Source organism: Companilactobacillus ginsenosidimutans, from assembly GCF_001050475.1.
GTDB classification, from domain to species: domain Bacteria; phylum Bacillota; class Bacilli; order Lactobacillales; family Lactobacillaceae; genus Companilactobacillus; species Companilactobacillus ginsenosidimutans.
The window spans coordinates 1,545,258-1,567,360 of sequence record NZ_CP012034.1; the positions used below are offsets into that span (position 1 = coordinate 1,545,258).

21 protein-coding genes are annotated in these 22,103 nt (G+C 37.0%); 8 read left to right on the forward strand and 13 right to left on the reverse strand.

The features are described from left to right. Positions 1 to 196: 196 nt before the first annotated feature. The gene (locus ABM34_RS07945) at positions 197 to 877 is read left to right on the forward strand and encodes a YjjG family noncanonical pyrimidine nucleotidase (RefSeq protein ID WP_048704804.1); all 681 of its coding nucleotides are present in this window, start codon (positions 197 to 199) and stop codon (positions 875 to 877) included. A gap of 136 nt (positions 878 to 1,013) precedes the next feature. Here ABM34_RS07945 and ABM34_RS07950 read toward each other — a convergent pair whose 3' ends face one another. The 3 genes from ABM34_RS07950 to ABM34_RS07955 form a co-directional block, all read right to left on the reverse strand. Next, on the reverse strand, positions 1,014 to 1,856 hold the full coding sequence (locus ABM34_RS07950) for a DUF6287 domain-containing protein (RefSeq protein ID WP_048704806.1): 843 nt from the start codon (positions 1,854 to 1,856) through the stop codon (positions 1,014 to 1,016). A 19-nt stretch (positions 1,857 to 1,875) separates the two neighbouring features. Next, on the reverse strand, positions 1,876 to 2,016 hold the full coding sequence (locus tag ABM34_RS13210; protein WP_157023266.1) for a hypothetical protein: 141 nt from the start codon (positions 2,014 to 2,016) through the stop codon (positions 1,876 to 1,878). A gap of 323 nt (positions 2,017 to 2,339) precedes the next feature. After that, positions 2,340 to 3,860: a hypothetical protein gene (locus ABM34_RS07955; RefSeq protein ID WP_048704807.1), complete on the reverse strand. Its 1,521-nt coding sequence runs from the start codon at positions 3,858 to 3,860 to the stop codon at positions 2,340 to 2,342. A gap of 242 nt (positions 3,861 to 4,102) precedes the next feature. Here ABM34_RS07955 and ABM34_RS07960 point away from each other — a divergent pair, with 242 nt between their 5' ends. Further along, positions 4,103 to 4,405: a hypothetical protein gene (locus ABM34_RS07960; RefSeq protein WP_048704809.1), complete on the forward strand. Its 303-nt coding sequence runs from the start codon at positions 4,103 to 4,105 to the stop codon at positions 4,403 to 4,405. A gap of 113 nt (positions 4,406 to 4,518) precedes the next feature. On the opposite strand, the gene ABM34_RS07965 is transcribed toward ABM34_RS07960, so the two are convergent. The 6 genes from ABM34_RS07965 to coaA form a co-directional block, all read right to left on the reverse strand. Beyond that, positions 4,519 to 5,199 (reverse strand): hypothetical protein, encoded by a 681-nt coding sequence (locus ABM34_RS07965; protein WP_048704810.1) that lies wholly within the window; start codon positions 5,197 to 5,199, stop codon positions 4,519 to 4,521. A gap of 337 nt (positions 5,200 to 5,536) precedes the next feature. Next, positions 5,537 to 6,430, reverse strand: coding sequence for a YitT family protein (locus tag ABM34_RS07970; RefSeq protein WP_048704812.1), 894 nt, complete (start codon positions 6,428 to 6,430; stop codon positions 5,537 to 5,539). Between the two features lie 212 nt (positions 6,431 to 6,642). Continuing rightward, positions 6,643 to 7,110: a hypothetical protein gene (locus tag ABM34_RS07975; protein ID WP_048704813.1), complete on the reverse strand. Its 468-nt coding sequence runs from the start codon at positions 7,108 to 7,110 to the stop codon at positions 6,643 to 6,645. Between the two features lie 47 nt (positions 7,111 to 7,157). Then, on the reverse strand, positions 7,158 to 8,135 hold the full coding sequence (locus ABM34_RS12940) for an Lreu_0056 family protein (protein WP_053084462.1): 978 nt from the start codon (positions 8,133 to 8,135) through the stop codon (positions 7,158 to 7,160). Positions 8,136 to 8,255: 120 nt separating this feature from the next. Continuing rightward, complete coding sequence (gene guaA, locus ABM34_RS07985; RefSeq protein ID WP_048704815.1) at positions 8,256 to 9,806, reverse strand: glutamine-hydrolyzing GMP synthase; 1,551 nt, start codon at positions 9,804 to 9,806, stop codon at positions 8,256 to 8,258. Positions 9,807 to 9,886: 80 nt separating this feature from the next. Then, positions 9,887 to 10,813: a type I pantothenate kinase gene (coaA, locus tag ABM34_RS07990; RefSeq protein WP_048704817.1), complete on the reverse strand. Its 927-nt coding sequence runs from the start codon at positions 10,811 to 10,813 to the stop codon at positions 9,887 to 9,889. 97 nt (positions 10,814 to 10,910) lie between these two features. On the opposite strand from coaA, the gene ABM34_RS07995 reads away from it, so the two are divergent. From ABM34_RS07995 to ABM34_RS08005, 3 genes are read left to right on the forward strand one after another with little or no spacing between them, the layout of a single operon-like run. Next, a complete protein-coding gene (locus ABM34_RS07995) occupies positions 10,911 to 11,492 on the forward strand; it encodes an SGNH/GDSL hydrolase family protein (protein WP_083988287.1) in 582 nt (193 codons plus the stop codon). Positions 11,493 to 11,502: 10 nt separating this feature from the next. Next, a complete protein-coding gene (locus ABM34_RS08000; RefSeq protein ID WP_048704819.1) occupies positions 11,503 to 12,138 on the forward strand; it encodes a GPP34 family phosphoprotein in 636 nt (211 codons plus the stop codon). 20 nt (positions 12,139 to 12,158) lie between these two features. After that, positions 12,159 to 12,464 (forward strand): bacteriocin immunity family protein, encoded by a 306-nt coding sequence (locus ABM34_RS08005; protein ID WP_048704821.1) that lies wholly within the window; start codon positions 12,159 to 12,161, stop codon positions 12,462 to 12,464. A gap of 454 nt (positions 12,465 to 12,918) precedes the next feature. Here ABM34_RS08005 and ABM34_RS08010 read toward each other — a convergent pair whose 3' ends face one another. The 3 genes from ABM34_RS08010 to ABM34_RS08020 form a co-directional block, all read right to left on the reverse strand. Continuing rightward, positions 12,919 to 13,251: a nuclear transport factor 2 family protein gene (locus ABM34_RS08010; protein ID WP_048704822.1), complete on the reverse strand. Its 333-nt coding sequence runs from the start codon at positions 13,249 to 13,251 to the stop codon at positions 12,919 to 12,921. A gap of 67 nt (positions 13,252 to 13,318) precedes the next feature. Beyond that, the gene (locus ABM34_RS08015; RefSeq protein WP_048704825.1) at positions 13,319 to 14,203 is read right to left on the reverse strand and encodes an NmrA family NAD(P)-binding protein; all 885 of its coding nucleotides are present in this window, start codon (positions 14,201 to 14,203) and stop codon (positions 13,319 to 13,321) included. A 109-nt stretch (positions 14,204 to 14,312) separates the two neighbouring features. Then, a complete protein-coding gene (locus ABM34_RS08020; RefSeq protein WP_048704826.1) occupies positions 14,313 to 15,314 on the reverse strand; it encodes a tRNA dihydrouridine synthase in 1,002 nt (333 codons plus the stop codon). Between the two features lie 112 nt (positions 15,315 to 15,426). On the opposite strand from ABM34_RS08020, the gene ABM34_RS08025 reads away from it, so the two are divergent. Beyond that, positions 15,427 to 16,863: a hypothetical protein gene (locus ABM34_RS08025; RefSeq protein WP_048704828.1), complete on the forward strand. Its 1,437-nt coding sequence runs from the start codon at positions 15,427 to 15,429 to the stop codon at positions 16,861 to 16,863. A gap of 358 nt (positions 16,864 to 17,221) precedes the next feature. On the opposite strand, the gene helD is transcribed toward ABM34_RS08025, so the two are convergent. Beyond that, positions 17,222 to 19,531 carry an RNA polymerase recycling motor HelD gene (gene helD, locus ABM34_RS08030; protein WP_048704829.1) on the reverse strand — a complete coding sequence of 770 codons (2,310 nt, stop codon included), beginning with the start codon at positions 19,529 to 19,531 and terminating at the stop codon, positions 17,222 to 17,224. 355 nt (positions 19,532 to 19,886) lie between these two features. Here helD and ABM34_RS08035 point away from each other — a divergent pair, with 355 nt between their 5' ends. Further along, positions 19,887 to 20,675, forward strand: a complete 789-nt coding sequence (locus tag ABM34_RS08035) for an SGNH/GDSL hydrolase family protein (protein WP_064505445.1) — start codon at positions 19,887 to 19,889, stop codon at positions 20,673 to 20,675. 10 nt (positions 20,676 to 20,685) lie between these two features. Further along, positions 20,686 to 22,095, forward strand: a complete 1,410-nt coding sequence (locus tag ABM34_RS08040; RefSeq protein WP_048704831.1) for a zinc ribbon domain-containing protein — start codon at positions 20,686 to 20,688, stop codon at positions 22,093 to 22,095. Positions 22,096 to 22,103: the final 8 nt, after the last annotated feature.

Here is a 22,103-nt window from a genome sequence, read left to right on the forward strand (position 1 = left end):
TATTTTATTTCCCCCAATAATTTATTTCCCTAAATAAAACATATAATAAGTCTAAAGTAATAAAATTTTGAATACAAGGCGAAATATAAATATATTAATAACGATGTGACATACTAACATTAGTCTTCAGTGATTAGTTAGCATATAATTATTAACATAACTTTCAACAAGTAAACTATATAGATTGAGGATATATATGACATACAAAAACATACTATTCGATCTGGATAATACAATTTTCGACACAAAGAAAAACGCCAATCTAGCACTACACAAAATGAAAATAGCTGATTCATTCCCGTTTAATGAAGAACACATGAAATGGTGGTTTCAAGTAAATGACCTACTATGGGGACAATTTGAAGCTGGTGACATAAGTCGTAAAGAATTATTGGATTCACGTTTCACAACATACTTCAATAAATACAATATTGAAGCAGATAGTGCAAAATCTGAAGTTGAGTTTCAAGCTCTCTTTGCAGCAGAACACGCTTTAATGCCGAATGCATGGACGATGCTTGAAAATGTTAGTCAGAAGCATCACTTGTTCGTTGTGTCTAACGGATCAAAACAAAAACAACTAACTCAATTAGCTGGAGCAGATATTAATCAATTCTTCGACAAAATTTTCCTAGCTGAAGACATCGGTTATAAGAAACCTGACGTTCAGTTTTTTGATGCCGTTCAATCTGATATCCAAGGTGCAACCACATCAAATATGTTAGTTGTTGGAGATTCATTAACTGCTGATATTGATGGTGCCAATCGCTCTAATATCGATAGCGTTTGGTATGATACTGAACTTGACGGAAACAATAGTCAGATCAATCCCACCTACACAATTGCAAATCTTAATGAGCTGGAGAGTCTTATGTAAAATCACCACATAAAAACAGGAAATGCATCTTTTTGCATTTCCTGTTTTTATTCTATTTCCACATGGTTTTTCAACTCTTTTTTTATCATGGTCGTGATTACAGTCAAAAGTAAAAAATCCATAAGTGGACATATACCTATACACGTTCAAAAACATCAACGAAATCATTATTACTTGTTCGTATATAAATATGTTCCTTATTCAAATTTATTTTCCCGTCTAAATCTGGCTCATATGAAATCCCCTTCGGTATAAAGACAATGTCATAGGCGTGTGCGCCCACTTCAGCATCTAATGTCAGTACATCGGTTTGTCGTGAATCAACTTCACCTTCTGGACCATTCTCATTCATTATCAGCTTTCCATTTGATCCCATTCTTAAAACAACTTGGCCATCACTTATTTGAGATTTGGAGATACTTAGTTTCATCCCCGAAACGTCATTCTTCCACTCAAAGCCATTTCCTCGATAAAAATTAGCTCCTTCAGCAATTTCCTTCCAAGAGCCGACTAATGAAGAAAAGTCGCCTGATTTTATTTGTTGAAGGTTCATTTTTGAAGAAGTTTTACTTACCGTTTCATCCTTTTTACCTTTGTTGGTTGTGACTTGGCTAATGTTATCATCTTTATTTTGTTTATTGTTAACTTTTGAATACTTATCAATCAATGTATTATTTTCAGAAATCTGCTTATCAACTTTATCATTTATCTTTTTAAATTGAGCTTTGGAATATACAATCTTTTCTTGTGATACAAGCTCTTTCTTTAATGTCTTCAGACTAGAATTTTTCTTCTGTAAGTTTTTTTCCGTTTCTTCAGATTGATTCGTAAGAATCGCTGCCTCAATTCTTGAATTGTTCTTTTCTTTGATTGATTTCTTTATTGATTTTATAGAATCCCTATACGTGGATTGAACTTGTTTATTTGGATTTTTACTTTTCATATACTTTAAAGATTCGTTCTCAAATTTACTGAGCATAGATTCTTTCTTGAAAATATCATCTTCGTTGTTGATCTTTCTTGCAATAGGAAGTTACTGATGAAACTTTGGAAGATGCTGACTTAGCTTCCGACTTACACCCAGATACTATTACAACCAGTCCTAGTATCGCCACTAATGTGAATAAAATTTTCTTCATCCTTGCACCCCTTTGAACACGATACTGTCGTGTTTTTTTTGATACACTTAAACAATATCAATCGAATGTAAAGAACTAATAAACTTATTGTAAATAATTCGTATTTTCAACAAAACTTTCCAATAATAAATCAGTCGTGATGGGTCTTCTTAATCATAAAGAAGAGTATCTAAATTAATTCATTCTTTTCTGATATCTATAAAGATAAATTAAGAATCCAAAAAAAGGCTCCCCGTCGACGTTCACATTTGAACGACAACAAGAAGTCTAAATAGAAGTTTTAAGTTTAAAGTGATACTGTTTTTTTCAAATAATTTTTGAAACTATCTCTTTTTCTTATGCTTTATCTTACCCTTAGATTTTCTAACCTTATCAAGTGAAACAACATTCCCATTAAGAGCACTCAATAACTGTTTGATCTTCTTAGCAGGAAAAATCCCGACATTTCCAAGCATTGTTAACAAATCATTCAACAAATCCATTTCCCCTGCTGGTTGTTCTTCTCTTACCCATGTTCCAAACTCTTTCCATGTCGCAGTTGACCACTGCTGTGGTGTCTCAATGTTTTGCGCATATAACACGTCAACAATATCAGCTACCACTTTGACTGCATCTGGATTGGTCCAATTATACGTGTCCGCTTGAAGCAAGAGTAATAGTCCGAATTGAACACCTTGATTATGTACGTCAATCGCAGTATTCTTATCCCATTTTCGAGAATTCCACTCATCTTTACGGGGATTTGATAGGAATTTCTGCTTTTTATCACCGTCATACATTTCAGCAACATTAGCTAATAGTTCAGGATTGCCTATTAACTCGTTAACATCAAAGTCATCGTCTTCTTCATCATCGATTAATTCTGACGGATCAAAGTTGTCATCTTTTAAACTATCTATGCCACCATTCTCATTGATTTCGTCAATAAATTTATCAACAGCATCTTGGTCTGTCATATCAATTCCTTGCTCTAACATCTTGTTGGCAACCAACTTAGACGTTCCAAAATTTGAGGGGTCTTTAGATAGTTCAACCATTTCTACGGCAGCATCATCTATCCAGCGCGTGTAGTTTTCGGCACGTTTCTTGTTCAACCAACCTTTGTCTGCAACAAAATCGAGTAAACCTGTTAAGGCAGGACCAATTAAACGATATTCTTCATCACTAAAATTAGCATTGCTGACAAATCGAGTCGTCAATACACCATCAATCGCAGTTTTCGTCCATGTTTTAGGAGTCTTACGATAAATCCCATAAGCATAATCGGTCAAAATTGAAATTGAGGTAGCCACTAGATCTTTAGTTACGCCCTTTTGACGTTCCTTCCAGTTTGGACTTTTAACATATTCATCAGCCCATTTTTGCGTGTAAGCATCAATATCGTTATAAACATATTCCAACCATTGTGGCAGACCGTCATCAAAATCTTGCATTTCAACAGGTTCAGACTTATCAAGATCAAATGGCATTGGTGGTCCTTGCAAGCCACTTTCAGCTTCAAAATCATCTAACATTTCGTCTAACTTTTGAGGAGTTGACCCCAAATAATTATTTGCGGCAGCATATTGTAAAAAAGAACGTATTACGTCATAGGTAAAAATCAAAATTGTATTTGATTCATCACTATCATCCTTGTCAGCAGTTTCTTCGAGAGCTAACAAGATGTCTGATAATACATCTGCATTCCATGATTTCAGAGTTTTATATCCATACTCTGCCATCATTTGCGAAAAGACATTTACAGTATCATTGGTAAAGTCAGCTGGAAAACCTTTGAGTGTTGCGAATTCTTCACTTTTGGAAAAACCAGATAATGCTGTTTGAAATTCATTGGGACGGCTCATATAGAAAACTCCTTAAGGATATTTAATAGTTCAATTATATCTTAAATGCAACTTATATAACTGGAAAAATGTAATTTATGCTGACATCGCAAGTGATTTGAACCTTAGTCAAGAATAGTGCAAATGAGAATATGTTTATCCAAACAAAGTAAACTATACACAGTGCTATAATCAGTTTTATTAATATCATATTTCGTGAAGGCAATCGATTTCTAATTTTAACTACTTAGAAGGTAAAAAGTATGACAAAAGCAAATAACCATGTTTCCAAAGCAAAATCCTTAATCAAAGAACTATACAATTCCACTGACGATTTCAACTTACGAACACCATTGTTGAAAGCCTACAAGAGACTCGAAGATGGTGCAGATGTAGCAGATTTGGCTGCACATGCTGCTAGTGCTGTTAACTATATTCGTAAGACTGACGAAATAACTTTTACACCTGAGCAAGATTCAGCATGGCGTCAACTTAGAGATATGGGAAATCTTGAAGTGTTGTATAGTGATCCCAAAAACAACTTATTAAATATTGACGAAATGTAAAAATTTGATAATTGTTAACGAAAAATCCCACTATTCTTTACTTAGTGGGATTTTTTTGTGATGAATATTTTTAAAATTTAATTATACGGATTTATATAAATTATCTGACAATACTAATCAGCAAGATTATCGAAAGAATCGTCCACGTCGTCTTTCAATTTGTTAAATTCTCTAGCAAATTCTAGCAAGCTAACTTCTGGCCAAAAGATAAAATCATACATTTTTTTTGATTTTTTATATACATCTTCATATGCGTCATAATCATAATAGCCAGTATCATTGTCACTCATCACATCCAGAGATTCTTTCATTGACTTAAGTGATACAGAAAGATCATTCAATTTTTCCATGTTATTCAAAGTAATATTTGTAATAGTATCAGAAATTTCAAAGCCACTTGGATTTGAATGAATAGCATCTTTCCATTCTCTGGCCTCTTTACTAGCGACTTCTGGTGCATCTTCCTTGACTTTGAGTGCCTCCTTCATAAAATCATCAATGGTGGCAGAGAAAATTGAATCCATATTGTTGTTCTCTTCTAGTTCCTTTTTCTCTTTCTTATTTTTCATTTCACGTTCATGTTTAATTTTTGTTTCATGTAAAGTTTTTACAGTACCAGTTCCAACGAACGACAATATAAGAAAAGGAATGCAAATCATCATTCCCACTTTACCAACACTCTTTAATAAACTTTTATCAATAACCAATCCAACTACTAATACAATGAGAAAACCAGTAAATATCAATAATAAAAATATGCTAACTATAGTTAATACCAAAATCGAATTGTTCATTTAACTCCCCTTAAATTTGTTTTTGTCGTACCATCCCCAATCTATACAGGTTAACAAATAATAATCAGTTTTAGATAAATGTAATAAAAGCGATAAGTAAATGATGTAAAAATTTTATGGAAATGAAATACCTAAATACATAATTAATCCAATTCTTCAAACTCTAGGATTGAGCTTGTTTATATGCCTAAATCAAATTCAGTAGAACATAAGAACACAAAAATAAGCAGCACATAAACCCAATAAAGTTTATGTACTGCTTTAGCATTATTTAATATGCAAATTCAACATCTAAAATCCAAAGATACTTAATAAACTGCTATATGTATCCTATCAACTATTTATGCAGACTGACATGATATCTTTTTCGTTGATAACTGAATCCTTCACCGATAACTTCACGAGCATCAAATACTGTCACGAAAGCTTTATCATCAACAGATGAAATCAACTGTTTCAATTGTGCAACTTCACGAGGTTGAATTATCAAATAAATAATTTTCTTTTTATCATTCTGATATCCTCCCTCAGCATTCAGATAGGTAAATCCACGCTCTAAAGTTTTATCAATCACTTGGGCAATCTCTTCGCATTGATCAGAAATAATAAACAATGCTTTGGCACGATTAGGCCCTTCTTGTACTAGATCAATCATTCTTGCAAGAATAAAACTAACAATTAGGGAATACATAATATGGTAGAAATCAAGGTATGACAAGGATAAGAACAATACTAAGTAATCCATAATTAGTATTCCCTTACCTGACGACAATCCAAATTTCATCTGTCCTACACGTGCCATGATATCGCTACCACCCGTGGTCCCGTTGAAGCGGAAAACCATTCCAATACCGAGCCCAGATAACACCCCAGCAGCCAGCGACGATAGCAACAAATCATGTTTGAATGGTAATGGAGCAATGACAGATTGATGAGCCCACAGCAACAGAAATAGTGACAAACAAACAGTCCCATAGAGCGTATAGAACATTGTCCGCTTTCCTAAATATAGGAATCCAATGAATATCAGTGGGATATTGAGGATTAAGGTACTTATACCAGGATTAATGTGGAAAAAGAATCGGATAATCAGCGTAATACCACTTAGTCCGCCATCAGCTAGACCATTCGGGATGGAAATCATATCTAGACTAAAGGCATAGATGGCACATCCGATAGTAATCATTAACAGTTCTAAGCTAGTGTTTTTAGTCCACCATTTGAAATTCATATTGATTTCTCCCCTAGAAAAAATAATCATTTATGTAATCCGTAATAAATTACAGTAACTATTTTTAATTATAGTATAAGCAGAGAAGAAATCATTGAATAAGTTGGTCTAAGTCTATACTTAATCACTAATATTCTCTTCATTAAAGAACTTAAAAAGGATCACTAATGCCCGTTTTACCGGCGTACTAATGATCCTTTTTCGTCAAGATGTCACCATAAATCGGGATATGGTTGGTGGATACCTTTTTCGTTATAGTAACTGTACATTCCCCAAATTTTATTGCAGATTTCCCAATCCTTACCTTCCCATTGCTTTCTCTGAGTATTATCTTCCAACGAGACTAGTTCAATCTTTGTCGGTCTCTCGAGTTTATAATCCACTGTTATTTTATCCAGATAGTAGCCTTTTTCATACGAAGCAACCCTACCGTTAAAACACACAATATCATTTTCTTCTAAAATGCCTAGTTCTTTAAAACCAAGAGTCAGGTTTAGCCAAAGATGTTCTGCAACAATATGTCCTTCAACATTCTCATCAAATAATCTGATATCTTTCAAAATCATCGTTGGTTTCGCATGTCTCTTATTCCTATCGTCATACTTAAAGCCATATTTGATAAATCTTCCACTGTATCTGTGACGCTCATCACTACCGATTGACTTTAATAACGATCTCATATTCTAATCTCCTCCTGATTTCTCATTTGAATAAAACAGCTGTGATTTTAAAAATCAATGATTAATCCGTTAGCAACTGTTTGAATTAGCTGTTTTTCGTTCGGTGTGGAATACGTCTTATTAACTACTTCCTGCAAGCTTACCTGATGTTCGATTTGTTTTGCAGAAACGGTAGATTCAGCGTGTTCAGTATCCAACGTCCAATAACGAACATTATTCCCTTCCAACTCAAATTCCATCGTTGAGACAGCTGAGCCTTGCCCAATAGCATATTTTTTTCTATCCGTGGTATATAGAGTCATAACTGGTGGGTGCACAAAATCGATATCTGGATACACATATTGGTATATCATCACACTTAGTAGTTTTGGATCCTTTGCTGAATCATTTTTATTTTGAAAATTCTTAGCAGTTGCCGACTCCTGATAGCCTACACCAGCAATTCTCTCAAAATTAGTTCGCAACGCTGTATTTTTAGTCTCTCCCCATTGAGGATATCCATCCCTTGCTTCATCAACTAAAATAACTGGTTTTCCATCATGGAAAGCAAAGAAGTATGTTATATGACTTGGTAGTGGCGGAATGTCCCCATCGTAGTTGTACATTGCAACGATGTTGTATTCGTTACTTCCCAATCCATCATTGCTCCAACCGATTGATACTTTTTTACCATAAAGAACACTTCTTGAGAAATCGGCTGGATATCTTTCACCGACTGATGTTTTCAGTGGATGTACACCGTCGTACTTCGTATATTTTTGACCCATTGTCTCTCCCCATTCACCCATGAATGTCTGAAGTTGTCGGTCTTTTGTTTTATTCCATAATGCTGTAGAAACTTTGCTTCCAGTTGATGATTTCTTATGTACTTTCTCATCAGTTGACGATTTAGAATGCTTACCATCTGCCGCTTCAACGCTGAAATCAAAATCAGCTTTTGATTCAGCGTGTTTGCTACAGCCTCCTAAAAACAATGCCAATACAAACACTGCAGCTAATACAAATAAACTCCTTGAATGCTCCATAAATAACAATCCCCCAAATTATTTTTTTATCTCATCATCTAAAATTTGGTACAAAAAAAGAGCATCAAAACTAACGTGGTAGTTTTGATGCTCTCTTTCGTGGTAGGTTCTAATTAAACTTTATTCCCACTCAATAGTTGCGGGTGGCTTACTTGTAATGTCGTACACTATACGGTTGACGTGGTCGACTTCGTTTACGATTCTAACAGATATCTTTTGCAAGACATCCCATGGAATCTTAGCAAAATCGGCTGTCATTCCGTCAATTGAGGTTACGGCTCTAATCCCGACTGTGTAGTCGTAAGTTCTGCCGTCTCCCATTACACCGACTGAACGGATTCCTGGTAATACTGTAAAGTATTGCCAGATATCTTCTTCTAAGCCGGCTTTTTTGATTTCGTCACGTAGGATCCAATCTGAATCTCTGACGATTTCTAGTTTTTCTTGTGTAACTGCTCCGATGACACGGATTCCTAGGCCTGGGCCTGGGAATGGTTGACGCCATACTAGGTCATGTGGAATGCCTAATTTTTCGCCAAGTTCACGTGTTTCATCTTTGAACAATGTACGTAGGGGTTCGATTAACTTGAAGTGCATGTCTTCGGGAAGTCCACCTACGTTGTGGTGTGATTTGATTGTTTGAGCGGTACTTGTACCACTTTCGATAACGTCTGTGTAAAGTGTTCCTTGTGCTAAAAAGTCGATTCCTTCAAGCTTTGAAGCTTCGTCGTTAAACACTTGGATGAATTCGTTACCAATGATTTTACGTTTTCTTTCGGGGTCAGTTACGCCATCAAGTTTATCTAAGAAACGTTTTTGCGCGTCTACTTTGATAATGTTTAGGCCAAACTTACCTTCCAAACTTTCCATAACTTGGTCAGCTTCGTTCTTACGTAGCAAACCGTGGTCAACGAAAATACTTGTTAGTTGAGTACCAATTGCTTTGTGTAGTAAAACACCAACAACTGATGAGTCAACACCACCAGATAGGGCTAGTAAGACCTTCTTGTCGCCAACTTCAGCACGGATTTTTTCAATTTGTTGGTCGATGAAATCATCCATAGACCAATTTGCTTCGGCACCACAGACGTCGAAAGCAAATTTCTTCAAAATGTCTAATCCGAATTCAGTGTTACGAACTTCGGCATGGAATTGAATACCATACATCTTCTTTTCATCATTTGCGATAGATGAAATAGGTGCATTCTTACTTGTAGCTACAACTTTGAAACCTTCTGGAGCTTTGCGGACTAAGTCACCATGACTCATCCAAACGAATTGATTCTTAGGTAGACCATTGAATAGAACAGTTGAATCATCAGTAACTTCAATGTCAGCTTTTCCATATTCACGGTTGTCAGCGGACTCAACATCCCCGCCCAAATTGTAGGACATGAGTTGCATTCCGTAACAAATACCCAAAATAGGAATTCCTAATTTGTAAATCTCTTGATCAATAGTAAAAGCATCCTTGTCGTAGACGGAGTTTGGTCCACCAGACAAGATAATACCCTTAGGATTGATCTCTTTAATTTCAGCCGCAGTAATCGTGTTAGGCATAAGCTCAGAATAAATACCAAAATCACGAATACGACGCGTAATCAATTGATTGTATTGACTACCATAATCGATAACAACGATGCCGTCAGCATCAGGCCACTGTTTGCTCAAATCACAATCCCCTTTTTTTATAAATTTATACTATTGTATATGATAATGCGTTTTCAGTACAACCCTAGAACTCCCAGAAACTAATATTTCCGCAAAAATACCGTATCAATTTGGTGTTTCGACGATTTATGCAAAATTAAGTTAGCACGAGAGCGAGTGGGTTCAATATAATTCAGCAAATTAGGATAATTTATATCGTTCCATACATCTTTTGCCATTTGTACGGCGTCATTCCGCGATATGGTGGTGAATTGATGATAATAACTATTAACATCGTCCTTCGCCATATCGAGTAGCTTAATAAATCGATTCAGGAACCATTCCTCAATATCGTCAGCGTGTGCGTCAATGAAAATTGAGAAGTCGAAAAAGTCACTGACATAAATGTTGGCGTTTGAAGGCAGCTGCAAAACGTTGATACCTTCAACAATCAAAATATCCGGATTATTAACCTCTTCATATTTACCCGGAATGATGTCATAAATATTGTGCGAGTATAATGGATATTTCACTGGTCCATTATTAGTTTTGACATCACTCAGAAATTGGATTAATTTCGGCATATCGTAAGTTTCCGGGAAACCTTTTTTCTCCATTAAACCTTTTTTCTTGAGGACTTTACTGGGATACAAAAAACCGTCGGTCGTCATTTGACCCACTACGTATTGCGGGTATGCCCTCTCAAGCATAATCTTCAATAATCTCGCGGTGGTACTTTTACCAACTGCGACTGATCCTGAAACTCCGATAATGAACGGCACTTTCTTATTTTCATTATTGATAAACTCATTTTTCAACTTGACGAGTTTGCGATAATTTTTCAGATAGACGTGCAACAGATGGCGGATTGGTGCATAAATAACCTTGACGTCGTCGATTGAAATTTCGTCGTCTAGTGATTTGATTTTTAACAATTCGGCGTCGGTGATGGCTTGTGTGTGTTTTTCACCATGGAAATTTTGCCACTCATCGCGAGAAAAATGATAGTAATTTGACAAATCTTGCATATTTCTGACCTACTTATTGATTGTTAATTAACTTTTGTTGATTTTCTGGTATTCTAGTATATAGTATAGAACATTTTTATAGAGGAACTAATATCAAATGAAAAGAATAGTATTATTTGGCGATTCTATCATGGCAGGATACCATGATGGCATGGTTAGCAGTGAGCTAACTAATAGAATTAGACGTGCCTTTCCGGACGACAAGATTATTAATTTGTCTGTACCCGGATACAAGACAAGTAATGCTGTTGCAGTAACGAAGAAAGTTGCTAACGTTAAGCCTGACATTTGTGTGTTGGGCCTTGGTGCTAACGACATTTCGACGGTTGACGAGATTAAGCCTGGCAAGTTTGCCGCAAATCTTTCATATATATTGGAAGAAGTTGGCGCTGACAAATCAATCTTGATTTCGCCTCCATATACTAATTGGCAGAAAAATCCTGACCGCCCTTGGACTCGTCAATTACAATTTGAGCTAGTAACTGAGCATTTGGGTAAACAATACAATTTGCCTTATATTGATTTATTACATAAGATGGCATCTCAAACAAATGTCAATTCTTTGTTGCAAGCTGACGGTCTACACTTCACTAACAAGGGCTACGATTTACTGGAAGATATGTTGGTACCAAAGATCCAAGGGTCTTTAACTAATCAATCTGCATTAGTTTCCAACTAAAGGAGCATTTATGGACTTAAATATCCCTCAAAAGTATTTTATTTTATCATGTAATGAAAAAGGTAGCGTGCGTATTTTCAAGAATACGCGCCGCCGAGCTTTTTTAGCTGAAGCCTCTTTTTTCGATTTGGCTTTAAACGACGTTATTGACCTCACGGATAATAGTGTAATTATCAACAAGCTTCTACCTGATGACAAGGCATATTTGAATGAATTTTTCCAAATCATTAATAAAAATCAAGGTAAGAGTGTAACTCATGTCTTGCGCGCGATGGCAACTCACGAGCACATTACAAAACAGATCTACAACGAAATTGGTGATTCCTTAGTTGATAAGGTTGATGTCACAAAAGCTGTAACAGGAGTATTCCGCAAAACTAATAACTACATCCCTAACTACCAAGTTAAGACTGATTTAGTTAAGGAAATGCGCAACGAAATATTGAACGCTGACAGAATTTCACCGGATACATTTGCTGTTTTATCAACATTATATGGTAATCATGACTTAAAGATATTCTTTACTCCTTTTGAACAAAAACAACTCAAAACTAAAATTAAAGAAGCATCTGTCGATCCAACTTATGACAAACTAATTACTTTATCAAAACGCTTAAACATGGTAGTTTTGACCGTTCTAGGATAAATTTGAAAGAAGTTTTAAACATGGCTAAAAATGATGAAAAAGTAGAACAAATGTTAGACCAATTGAGCAAAGCTTATTCAGATCCAGAAGTGCAAAAACGTGCCGATTTGAAGACAGTTATTTTTAATTCTGCTCAACAATTGGAAAAGAACCGCGACCCTGATTTGACATCTTCTAAGTTGTGCAAGTCATTGACTCTTGCTTACTTGGCTGGTAAAGAGGGTTATCCTAAGGCTGCTATTATTTTGTTTAATCAGTTGAAGGGTAAAGAGGTTAAGTATGATGGTGTTGCTTTGGCTTCTTTGATGATGCCGGTTTGGTTTTAATGTTTTTTTGGTGGGTAAAGATGAAGACATCCTTTTTTGTGGGATGTCTTTTTTTGTTTGTTCTGAGTCGGTGTTAATTATTTGGTGGTGGTTCACTTCCGTCCTCCGGTAAGTTTCGGCGAGGGCTGGAACGCTGTGACCCGATTTTTAGCTTTTTCACAGCCCGAAAAATCTAAAAACTCGGCTTTTGCCTAACCTTGCCCCATGGCAAGCTAACGCAAACTCCACGGCTGAGCCCTCGGCGAAACTTACCTCCGGACTGGGGTGACATCATCAATCACTTTTTTTTGTAAGTGTTGGGGCTCACTGTTTTACTTGTGTCTAGTTATTTTCTGGTTGGATTTGTGTCTTATATTTCAGTTATAAGTGTCTTATAAACATGTTCTAAAAAAATCAAATCCGTACAATCTAAGTCATTAAAATCTGTTTCAGTATCAATTATCAAATCCAATGTTTAATCGGGTAAGATCTGAACACTTTCCAACTTGTTGTCTTTTACGATCATCTTGAATGGGCTTACTCCATTAAAGCCGTTGCCACTTACCTTTAGAGTTACTATCCATTGGTTTGTTCCGTCTTCTTTTGAGTCTACTATTTCAAATTGGGAATTTTTGCCGATGTTGTCGGTTTGATTCCATTTGGCTATTTCTTTTGGGGTGTGATATTCGGTTCCCCAATCGTTTAGGACTGCGTTTGGGGTGAATAGGCTGACGAATTTTTCTGAGTCTGCACTATTTGTGTAAGATACGAAATTTTTGATTGCCTCTGGTAGATTATTTTCTGTCATTTGAATCCCTCCGTATTGCTTTTTGGTTATATTGAACCACTTATTTTATGGGGCGTCACAACTATTTTTATTTGTTATATATTTTTGCGAATTCTTTGGCAAAATCGGTTAACTTTGTTGATCCTAATGTTGGATGATTTTTGTGATAATCCGCATAGAATGCATCTAGTTTGTGAGCTGCTCCCATTCTAGTTATTCCGGTGGCTAGCTCTTCGGAAATACCGGCGTTCATTAAACTTTGGAGTTTCTGTTCATCGGTGATTTCAATCCATTTAACTTTTTTACCGATGGTGTCTCCTAAAATTTGGGCAACTTCTGCGCCGGTTTTTTCGTCGCTGGCAACGTATTTAACGTTCACACCTGACTTTGGATTTTCCAGTCGTTCCGCGATTACTGGGGCGATGTCCTCTGGTGCGACGTATGAATTAACCACATCCCCGGGATAATTGGCATATATGGCGTCGGCACGTTTGATTGTTGTGATGTCACCAAGTAAGTTGTAATACATCGAAGTTGGTCTAATGTGCGTCACGTTGATTCCTTCAACTTCGTTAATAGCATTCTCGATATTTTGATAAATATGCAAAGTGCCGACTTCTGGACCCTGGTCGGCCCCGACACTACTGAGATTGATGACGTTTTTAACACCACTATTTCGAATCGCATTCGAATACGTAGCTCCAATAATTTTCGACAATTGGTTCGGCATCCCCTGCTCATCAGAATGTGCGAACGACATCATCAAGTAGACACCGTCAGCACCCTTAATAGAGTCAGTGAGAAATTTTTCATCCAACATGTTGCCAATTTTGGCGTCAGCACCTAGTTGTTCGATACTTGCAGCACGGTTTTTATTACTGCTAATTACAGTCACGTCATGTCCATCAGCGACTAATTGTTTGGTTAGTGGTAATCCAATGTGACCTAGAGATCCAGTTAGTACAAATTTCATAATATACCTCAATAAAATAGCTTTTACGAGTTACATAATAAAGGTTTGGATTGTTTTTACAAGTACAAAAAAATGGAAGTGACAATATAAAATTGCACTTCCATTTTTGCTACATATATCCGCCAGCTTCAATTTTTGCAATTACTGATCTGGCGTCATCTGTTGTCTTGGTAGACATCAAATCGTTGCGAATCTCAGCGGCATGCTTCATCCCTCGAACGTATACTTTGAAGAATCGTTGTAAAGGAGCAAAATGTCCGGGAATTCCTTTGGCAACGAACTCGTCGTACAAATCTAGCTGGTACTTCAACAAGCTCAATAGTTCTTCACTTGAATGTTCACGGGGTACTTTTTCAAATGCATATGGGTTAGTGAATATTCCACGTCCAATCATAATTCCGTCGACCCCGGGATGTTCGGCAGCTAACTTCATTCCTGCTTGATAGTCAGCAATGTCACCGTTTATCTGCAATAAGGTATCAGGCGCTAATTCGTCACGCATTTTTACGAGATCATCGATTAATTCATAATGAGCTGGAACTTTACTCATTTCTTCTCGAGTACGCATGTGGACAGTCAAAACTGGTGCTTGTTGCTTCAACAAAAATGGAATCCATTCTTTGTATTCGTCGACTTCGCTATAACCGATTCGAGTTTTGATCGTGACTGGCAAATCAGTTTTGCGTGCACCATCGATTACTGCTTGAGCGGTGTCAAAGTGGCGAATTAGGTCACTTCCACTGTGATTTTTGATGACTGCAATATCTGGGCAGCCCATATTTAAGTCAATTGCTTCGTAACCGTCTTTTTCAACTTCTGCAACGGCTTTGGCAAAATCTTCTTCGCTATTACCCCAAAGCTGAACGATAGGCTTAGGATTCTCTGCTGGATCGATGAAAAGGCGACCTTTAGTGGTTTTCTTTGCAATTGGGTGTGTGATGCTCAGGGCATTAGTAAATTCTGTGTAAAACACATCTGGTGCAGCGGCCTTAGCCACTACTCTGCGGAAAACTGAGCCAGTTACGGCTTCCATTGGTGCCAAGCTGAAAAATGGGCGATTCTCTGATTTAGCTTTCTCATCAATGCGGTTCCAGTATTCTGAATTAGTCACGATTATATCTCCTGTATTTATTTCAATATTATAAATATTTATATTTGGATCAAAAATCGGTCATATTTAATGTACAATAATTTTAAATTAGTTCATATTATTGGGGAAAATTATGAAACTTAAGAAATCATCTATATTTACGACCATCACGTTTTTATGCGTGTTTATTTATTTTGCTATATTTAGGATATTTCTCATCCCAGTTGGTGATGACTACTTTTGGTATGGAGATAAAGGCTTATACTTACTGCACCATGCGTTTTACTCAACAGATGCAATTTACGGTGGCAGTACAAACGGTCGTTATCTATCCAACATTTTAGAAATGTTAATGATGCACAAAATGCCAATTGCCATATTCCTATATGCATTCTTTTGGACACTGGCAATTTGGAGCATTTGGCAACTATTAAAGCGAGAAAAAACTATCATACCACTATTACTCGCAATCTCCATCGCCTTCACATTACCATTCGGTTTCAGACAAAATATCTTGCTGTGGAACAACGCATTCATCGTCTATCTGCCACCAGTCGCAATCATTTTAACCTACCTAGTTATCTGTAAAAAACTAGGTACTGACAGAAATTCTAAAATTTTAACAGTATTAGCTTTTATCCTAGGATTAAGTGGCGGACTATTCCTAGAAACCACCACAATTCTACAAATTTTTGTAGGAATCCTCATCGTACTAAACTCACGCAAACACCCACAACCCTATCAAATCGGATATCTAGCAGGATCAGTATTATCCACACTAATCATGTTCACCAATCTATCCTACTTCACCAACAACGATTCCAACTACCGACAAACCAGTTATGCACCAAGCAAAATATGGGAAATGTTCTATAACTTCACCCACTACTGGTTAATTTCGTTCAACCTGCTAATAATTTTCTCCATCTGCATAGCTATTATTTTATTATCAATCCGGAAAAATTTAAACAACTATGTAAAATGGATTGAAATAGTTATGAGCATCTTATTCATGTTACATTTCGCCTTTTCAAAATTTTATCTAGCCTATTTAAAACCAAGACAAATGTTCCTATTCAAAGGCGGATTAACAGTATTCAATCAAATAGACACAATAATCAGCCTTTGGTTCATCCTATTCCTAGGATTTTCAATCATAGCTCAGTTTAACAAAAACAAACTAATGTACCTATACTATCTGCTCGCAGGATTCTCATTCGCCCCAATCCTAGTAGTAATGACCCCAATATCCTGCCGCCCAGAATTCATACCCTACGTATTCCTATACCTAATAGCCGCAAACTTCATACTATCAACATTCGAAATATACAATTTCAAATTTTTCATACCAATCATAATACTAGTCCTACTAGGAATAGCCGGAACCTATCAAGTAAAAATGTACGAAAACTACAAAGCCAACCTAGAAAGAGTAAAACAACCAACCTTCCTAAACGGCACAAAAGCACTAAACAAACACGTCCCCCACAAAGATTTCGTTTTCTACAATGATGATCTATTACAACAAGACGGAAATTATTGGAGAAATTATTTGGAACGGCACAAGTAAGAAAACTATGTCCAATGAATAAGAAGTATAAATAAAAAAGGAGCTGTATCACACTTATTTTCCCGTGTGATACAGCTCCTTTTTCGCTTGTTAGATTATATTATTTAAAAATCCGAATTGGAATAAATGTACCAACACGGACCAGTATTATCGTCAACCACAACCCCAGTCGGAGGGGCTGAGAATATTGCCTGCAGTGAAAGTGGCGTTATGGCTTTAGCCATTACACCACCGGGCGAGTTTGAAGACTTTCGTGAACTTCGAAAGGCTCCAAACCGAGGCCAGAGACCGCACTTCGGCTCTGGCCGTCCCGCACAGCAGGCCAATATTCTCAGCCCCGCAGACGGCAATTCAAAACCTATTCCACAATATAATACTTATCCGGAACCCTCTGCAACAGCTGGGACAACTCGCCAATAGCAGTAATAGTAAGCTTATGCATAGCACGAGAAGTAATAGTATAAATCAACTGCTGCTCGTCCTCATCAAACTTATCCTTAGAAGCATCCCAAACAATAACAGCATCAAACTCCAGTCCCTTAGCCAAGTAAGAAGGAAGCACAATAGTTCCGGCAGCCAAACGTTGGTTTTCCGACTTGATCAAAGTAGCAGCGACGCCCTCTTTAACAAGAATCTTTTGCAAAGAATCAGCTTCTTCAAGAGTTTTAGTAATGATGGCGGTTGTATAATTGTCCTCATCATTTTTATTCAATTGATCCATAACACGGGCAACCGAACCCTTAATACTGTCAGACATAATGACATTAGGTAGGTCACCGTCACGATTGAATGGCTCAATTTTTTGGCCATTAGTCAAAATTGATTTGGTGTAATTTGTAATTTGTTTGGTTGAACGATATGAATGTGTCAATTGAACAACTTTGGTTTCGTCAGCGTTAAACAAGCTTTGAACCTCAGTTAACAGTGTTTGACTGTTCTTCTTCGTGAAAATTGACTGGTTCAAATCACCCAACATCGTGTATCTTGCACGTGGGAAATTATATTTCAAATATGCCAATTGGAATGGTGTGTAATCTTGAATTTCATCAATGAAGACAAACTTCATATCCAACTCACCATGTTTTCCAGAAATCAAATCGTACAAGTACAAGTAAGGTGTGATGTTATTGATAGAAATCGTCTTGTTATTCATACCATCGATGAATTCTTGAACGTAGTCATCCCATTGCTTTTCAGTAACATCGTATTTTGCCAAATCAGCAATCTTTGGAACTGCTTGTAAAAAGTGAAGATAGTTGGCAGATACATTAACGAAACGGAAATGGATAATTTGTTCATAAACTTTTTGCATAGTCTTAGTTACGATTTGACGAGCCAAGAACTTCTGCTCTTGATCGCCGTTTTTGAATTCCTGGTCAGCCGTACGATACATAGCTTGTAACTCTTCTTGACTCAAGTTTTCGATACGTTCAGAAACCCATTTCGAACGCATTTCGGCACCAATCTTACGATGCAACATCTTAACAAGTCGGTCAACAGTCGCATCAAGTCGGTTACCAAGATTATATTGCGGACCGAATCCGTAATAAATCTCAGCAATTTTTTCTTTAGGAATGAAAACCTTACCCTTGAACTTCAAGTCACGGAAACTCATTCCACTTTGGTTCAACAAGTTACTATAATTTGTCAGGATTTTGAAAAATTCATTATCTGAGACAAACTTAGAAATTTGCTTACGTTTTTGATTATCATCGTGTTCAAATTTTTCAGCCAAAGTCTCAACAGTCAAGTTAGGTAGACGACGAGCAACATATTGAATGAAGGTCATCTGAACCATGTTTTGTTCACCCATTTCAGGAAGAACGTCCTTGATATAGTCGTTGAAAAGCATGTTTGGCGAGAACATAACCACTTGGCTTGATGTCAGATTGCCACGATATCTATATAGAAGATATGCGATACGTTGCAAAATAGCCGAAGTCTTACCAGAGCCGGCAGCACCTTGAACGAACAACAATTTCGAAGTCGTATCACGGATAATCTTATTTTGCTCAGCTTGAATAGTCTTAACGATACCCTTCATGTGAGTTGAAGATTTCTCGTCCAACACTTCAAGCAACATTTGATCTCCAATAGTTTCTTGAGTATCGAAGTAAGAAGTAATCTTACCGTTCTCAATCAAGAATTGACGTTTCAAGAATAGGTCGACCTCTTGGTCACCATCTGGAGATTGGTAATGAACCTCACCCAAATTTCCATCGTAATAAATAGAAGAAATTGGAGCACGCCAATCGTAAATCAAGAAGTGATCGTTACTGTCAGTTAGAGAACTCATCCCAATATAGATAGTCTCACGCTTAGGTTCACCCTTCTCTTGAAAATCCAGACGCGCAAAGTAAGGAGTCTTCTCCAAACGCTTCAAAATTTCCATACGTTGACGATTTTGTTGCCAACTATTGTTACGCTCGTCAAGCATCTGTTGTTGTTGGTGAATCGACAAGGCAGCATCAAATGAAATCGCATCGCCATCCATACCAACATGGATATCGTCGAAAGCATTATTGATCACTTCAAGGTCTTGTTCAGCAATATCAATGTGTTCTTGAAGCCTATTTTCAGTATTTTTAACAAGTTCAATCACCTCATCAAGGTGGTCTTGTTCAATTTTCTTTTCGTCTAAATGTTCTAATTCAGAATTGTTTGCCATAGTTACCTCTTAAATTTCAGTCATATAATAATAGCATTATTAACATAATTATTCAAAAAATTAACATCAGTTTCATCATCTGTAAAAGCCATGATATAGCGATTTTAAGCAGTGATAGTGTTTACTATATAATCCACAAGCTTAATCAAAATATCACTATCCTTCAAAAATTTGTTGTTAAAAATTTTACCACCGTAATTAATGAAAGAATGTTCCAACGGGCAAAAAATTTCTTTCTAAAATTGGCAAAAATTAGTGTCAACCTCAAGAAAGCTCTAAAATCATGTTTTATCACTATGAACATTTGCTATAATATTATTATATTTATATATGTTTGGAAGTTATTATGGGGAAAATGAGTAAAGCACGTTGGCTTTCTCTTTTAGCATTTTTATTGATGTTCGTTTTAGTCACCGGATGTTCGTCGAAACAATCAAGTTCGAAACATTCAAGTCCTAAAACTGAGCAGAAGAAAACTGTTAAGAAAACAAAACCAACTAAAAAAACTTTGGCAACTGAATTAAAAGACTCTCCTAAGAAAACACTAGTCTACTCACCTTTAGGTGATTCATTATCGGTGGGACTATTAGCAGATTCAAAGGAAAATCGTTTCAGTAGCCAATTTACACGCACTATTGCCAAGGAAACCGGCAAAAAGGTCACCGAGGAGGGCGCTTCGTCTGTTGGCAAAACAGCGACGAATTTTGGTCTCCCAAATGTGAATACGATTATTGCGCAAAAGCCTGATATCATAACCGTTGAATTTGGAACGAATGATGCGGCAGATGTCACAAATCCTAAGGCCTTACCTGCATATCAGAATTCAATCCATCAAATCTTGGATCAACTTCAATCGCAAACTAAGGCAAAAATTATTTTGATGACAACCTGGTCTCCTTCTAATGGCGACTATGTTCAAAATGACTTACGTTTTGATAAGGTCGTTATTAAAGAGGGGAAAGATCGTAATTTACCAGTGGTCAATTTGTCGAAAATTTGGCAAGGTAATCCGAATGTGACTGGTTCAACTAATAACACCAGCTACAACGTTTGGGGTAGTAAAGATGACTTTCATCCAAATCAAGCCGGCCACGACCAAATCGCCAAGGCATTGACGAAAGTATTGAATCAGGAGATTAAATAAGGGGAAAAATATGAGTGAAAATTTATTCTGTCCTAATTGTGGGACAAAGATAAGTAGCGACGACGTTTTCTGTCCGAACTGTGGCTATGGTTTAGCCGAATTCAACAAACAAAGACAACAAGCTGCAGCACAAAATACTTCAGCAGACAATCAAGCAACAAACGAGCAACAGTCCGTTCAACCAGACCCAACTGCTCAACCAACTGAGCCAGTTCAAAACCAGCAAACTAGTTCAGCACAAAACCAGCAAGCAGCACCTGTTGATCCTGCACAACAACAAGGTACTCAACAGTCTGCTCCACAAAATCAACAACCTAATCCGCAACAGAGTCAACAATTCAACCAACAGCCTAACCAACAACAAATGCAACAACCTGTACAACCTCAACAAAATCAGGCGCAGAATAATCAAGCTAAGCCTTCAAAGAAACCTAGAAGAAAGCATCATCGTGGTTTAGTTTCAATTATTGTTATTTTGATAATTTTGGTTGGTGGATACTTCATCGGCTCACAAATGTTCAGCAAATCAAGCCAACTTAGTTCGTTAGCTAACGCGATGAGCAGCGGTGATACATCTCAGATGTCTGACGCCTCAGTTGATACTAATGGGAAAACAATTTCTAGTAGCGACTTAGAACCACTTAGCGCCCTCTTCCAACAAGATAGCAGCGCCAAGGACCAAATCAAACGTATCGTGCAAAACGACAACGGTGACGCCAAAGCTGACGATGTCGACGATTCAAACGACAGCGATACTAACTTCAAGGTCGTTGAAGTTGGTAAATACCTGGGAATGTTCCCTAAGTACAAAGTCCAAATCAAGACTCAACCAATCAACATTGATACTGATGTGAGCGACCCAGAAATCAAAGTTAACAACAAAACTGTTTCAGCAGCTAAAACTGACGACGGCTACAAAGTCGAAGACCAACTTCCTGGTGTTTACACCGTTCAGGTTAGTGCCGACGGCAAGTCTAAGTCGAAGAAAATCACCATCCCTCTAGCCGGAAATCCCGAGTTCAAATCAATGAACGTCAACGGAACTAAAGATTCAGACGATGATGACGATAACGACGCTGACAGCAATGATGACTCCGACAACTCAAGTTCAAGCAGTCATTCAAGTTCCAGCGACGTTGATGATAACGACGACAGCGATTCAAGTTCTAGTTCAGCAAGTAAGAGTGATCTATACGGAACATGGACTGATGATGACGGTAATGAGTTCGACTGTTACTCAGACGGAACTTACACATTAGGAGACGACTCAGGTAGCTGGAAAGTTACTGGACAAACTTCTGACACAATTTCCGTTTACTTCAACAATTCAGGCGGCCAAGGTGGTGGTTGGTCAACAACCTTCACTATTAATGGTGACGATTCAATTACCAATTCACAGGGTGCCACATTTACAAAATAAAATTAATT

Coding starts and splice junctions, on each gene's coding strand:
- ABM34_RS07945 (WP_048704804.1), top strand. CDS start 197: ATGACATACAAAAACATACTATTCGATCTGGATAATACAATTTTCGAC.
- ABM34_RS07950 (WP_048704806.1), bottom strand. CDS start 1,856: ATGCTCAGTAAATTTGAGAACGAATCTTTAAAGTATATGAAAAGTAAA.
- ABM34_RS13210 (WP_157023266.1), bottom strand. CDS start 2,016: ATGAAGAAAATTTTATTCACATTAGTGGCGATACTAGGACTGGTTGTA.
- ABM34_RS07955 (WP_048704807.1), bottom strand. CDS start 3,860: ATGAGCCGTCCCAATGAATTTCAAACAGCATTATCTGGTTTTTCCAAA.
- ABM34_RS07960 (WP_048704809.1), top strand. CDS start 4,103: ATGACAAAAGCAAATAACCATGTTTCCAAAGCAAAATCCTTAATCAAA.
- ABM34_RS07965 (WP_048704810.1), bottom strand. CDS start 5,199: ATGAACAATTCGATTTTGGTATTAACTATAGTTAGCATATTTTTATTA.
- ABM34_RS07970 (WP_048704812.1), bottom strand. CDS start 6,430: ATGAATTTCAAATGGTGGACTAAAAACACTAGCTTAGAACTGTTAATG.
- ABM34_RS07975 (WP_048704813.1), bottom strand. CDS start 7,110: ATGAGATCGTTATTAAAGTCAATCGGTAGTGATGAGCGTCACAGATAC.
- ABM34_RS12940 (WP_053084462.1), bottom strand. CDS start 8,135: ATGGAGCATTCAAGGAGTTTATTTGTATTAGCTGCAGTGTTTGTATTG.
- coaA (WP_048704817.1), bottom strand. CDS start 10,813: ATGCAAGATTTGTCAAATTACTATCATTTTTCTCGCGATGAGTGGCAA.
- ABM34_RS07995 (WP_083988287.1), top strand. CDS start 10,911: ATGAAAAGAATAGTATTATTTGGCGATTCTATCATGGCAGGATACCAT.
- ABM34_RS08000 (WP_048704819.1), top strand. CDS start 11,503: ATGGACTTAAATATCCCTCAAAAGTATTTTATTTTATCATGTAATGAA.
- ABM34_RS08005 (WP_048704821.1), top strand. CDS start 12,159: ATGGCTAAAAATGATGAAAAAGTAGAACAAATGTTAGACCAATTGAGC.
- ABM34_RS08010 (WP_048704822.1), bottom strand. CDS start 13,251: ATGACAGAAAATAATCTACCAGAGGCAATCAAAAATTTCGTATCTTAC.
- ABM34_RS08015 (WP_048704825.1), bottom strand. CDS start 14,203: ATGAAATTTGTACTAACTGGATCTCTAGGTCACATTGGATTACCACTA.
- ABM34_RS08025 (WP_048704828.1), top strand. CDS start 15,427: ATGAAACTTAAGAAATCATCTATATTTACGACCATCACGTTTTTATGC.
- helD (WP_048704829.1), bottom strand. CDS start 19,531: ATGGCAAACAATTCTGAATTAGAACATTTAGACGAAAAGAAAATTGAA.
- ABM34_RS08035 (WP_064505445.1), top strand. CDS start 19,887: ATGAGTAAAGCACGTTGGCTTTCTCTTTTAGCATTTTTATTGATGTTC.
- ABM34_RS08040 (WP_048704831.1), top strand. CDS start 20,686: ATGAGTGAAAATTTATTCTGTCCTAATTGTGGGACAAAGATAAGTAGC.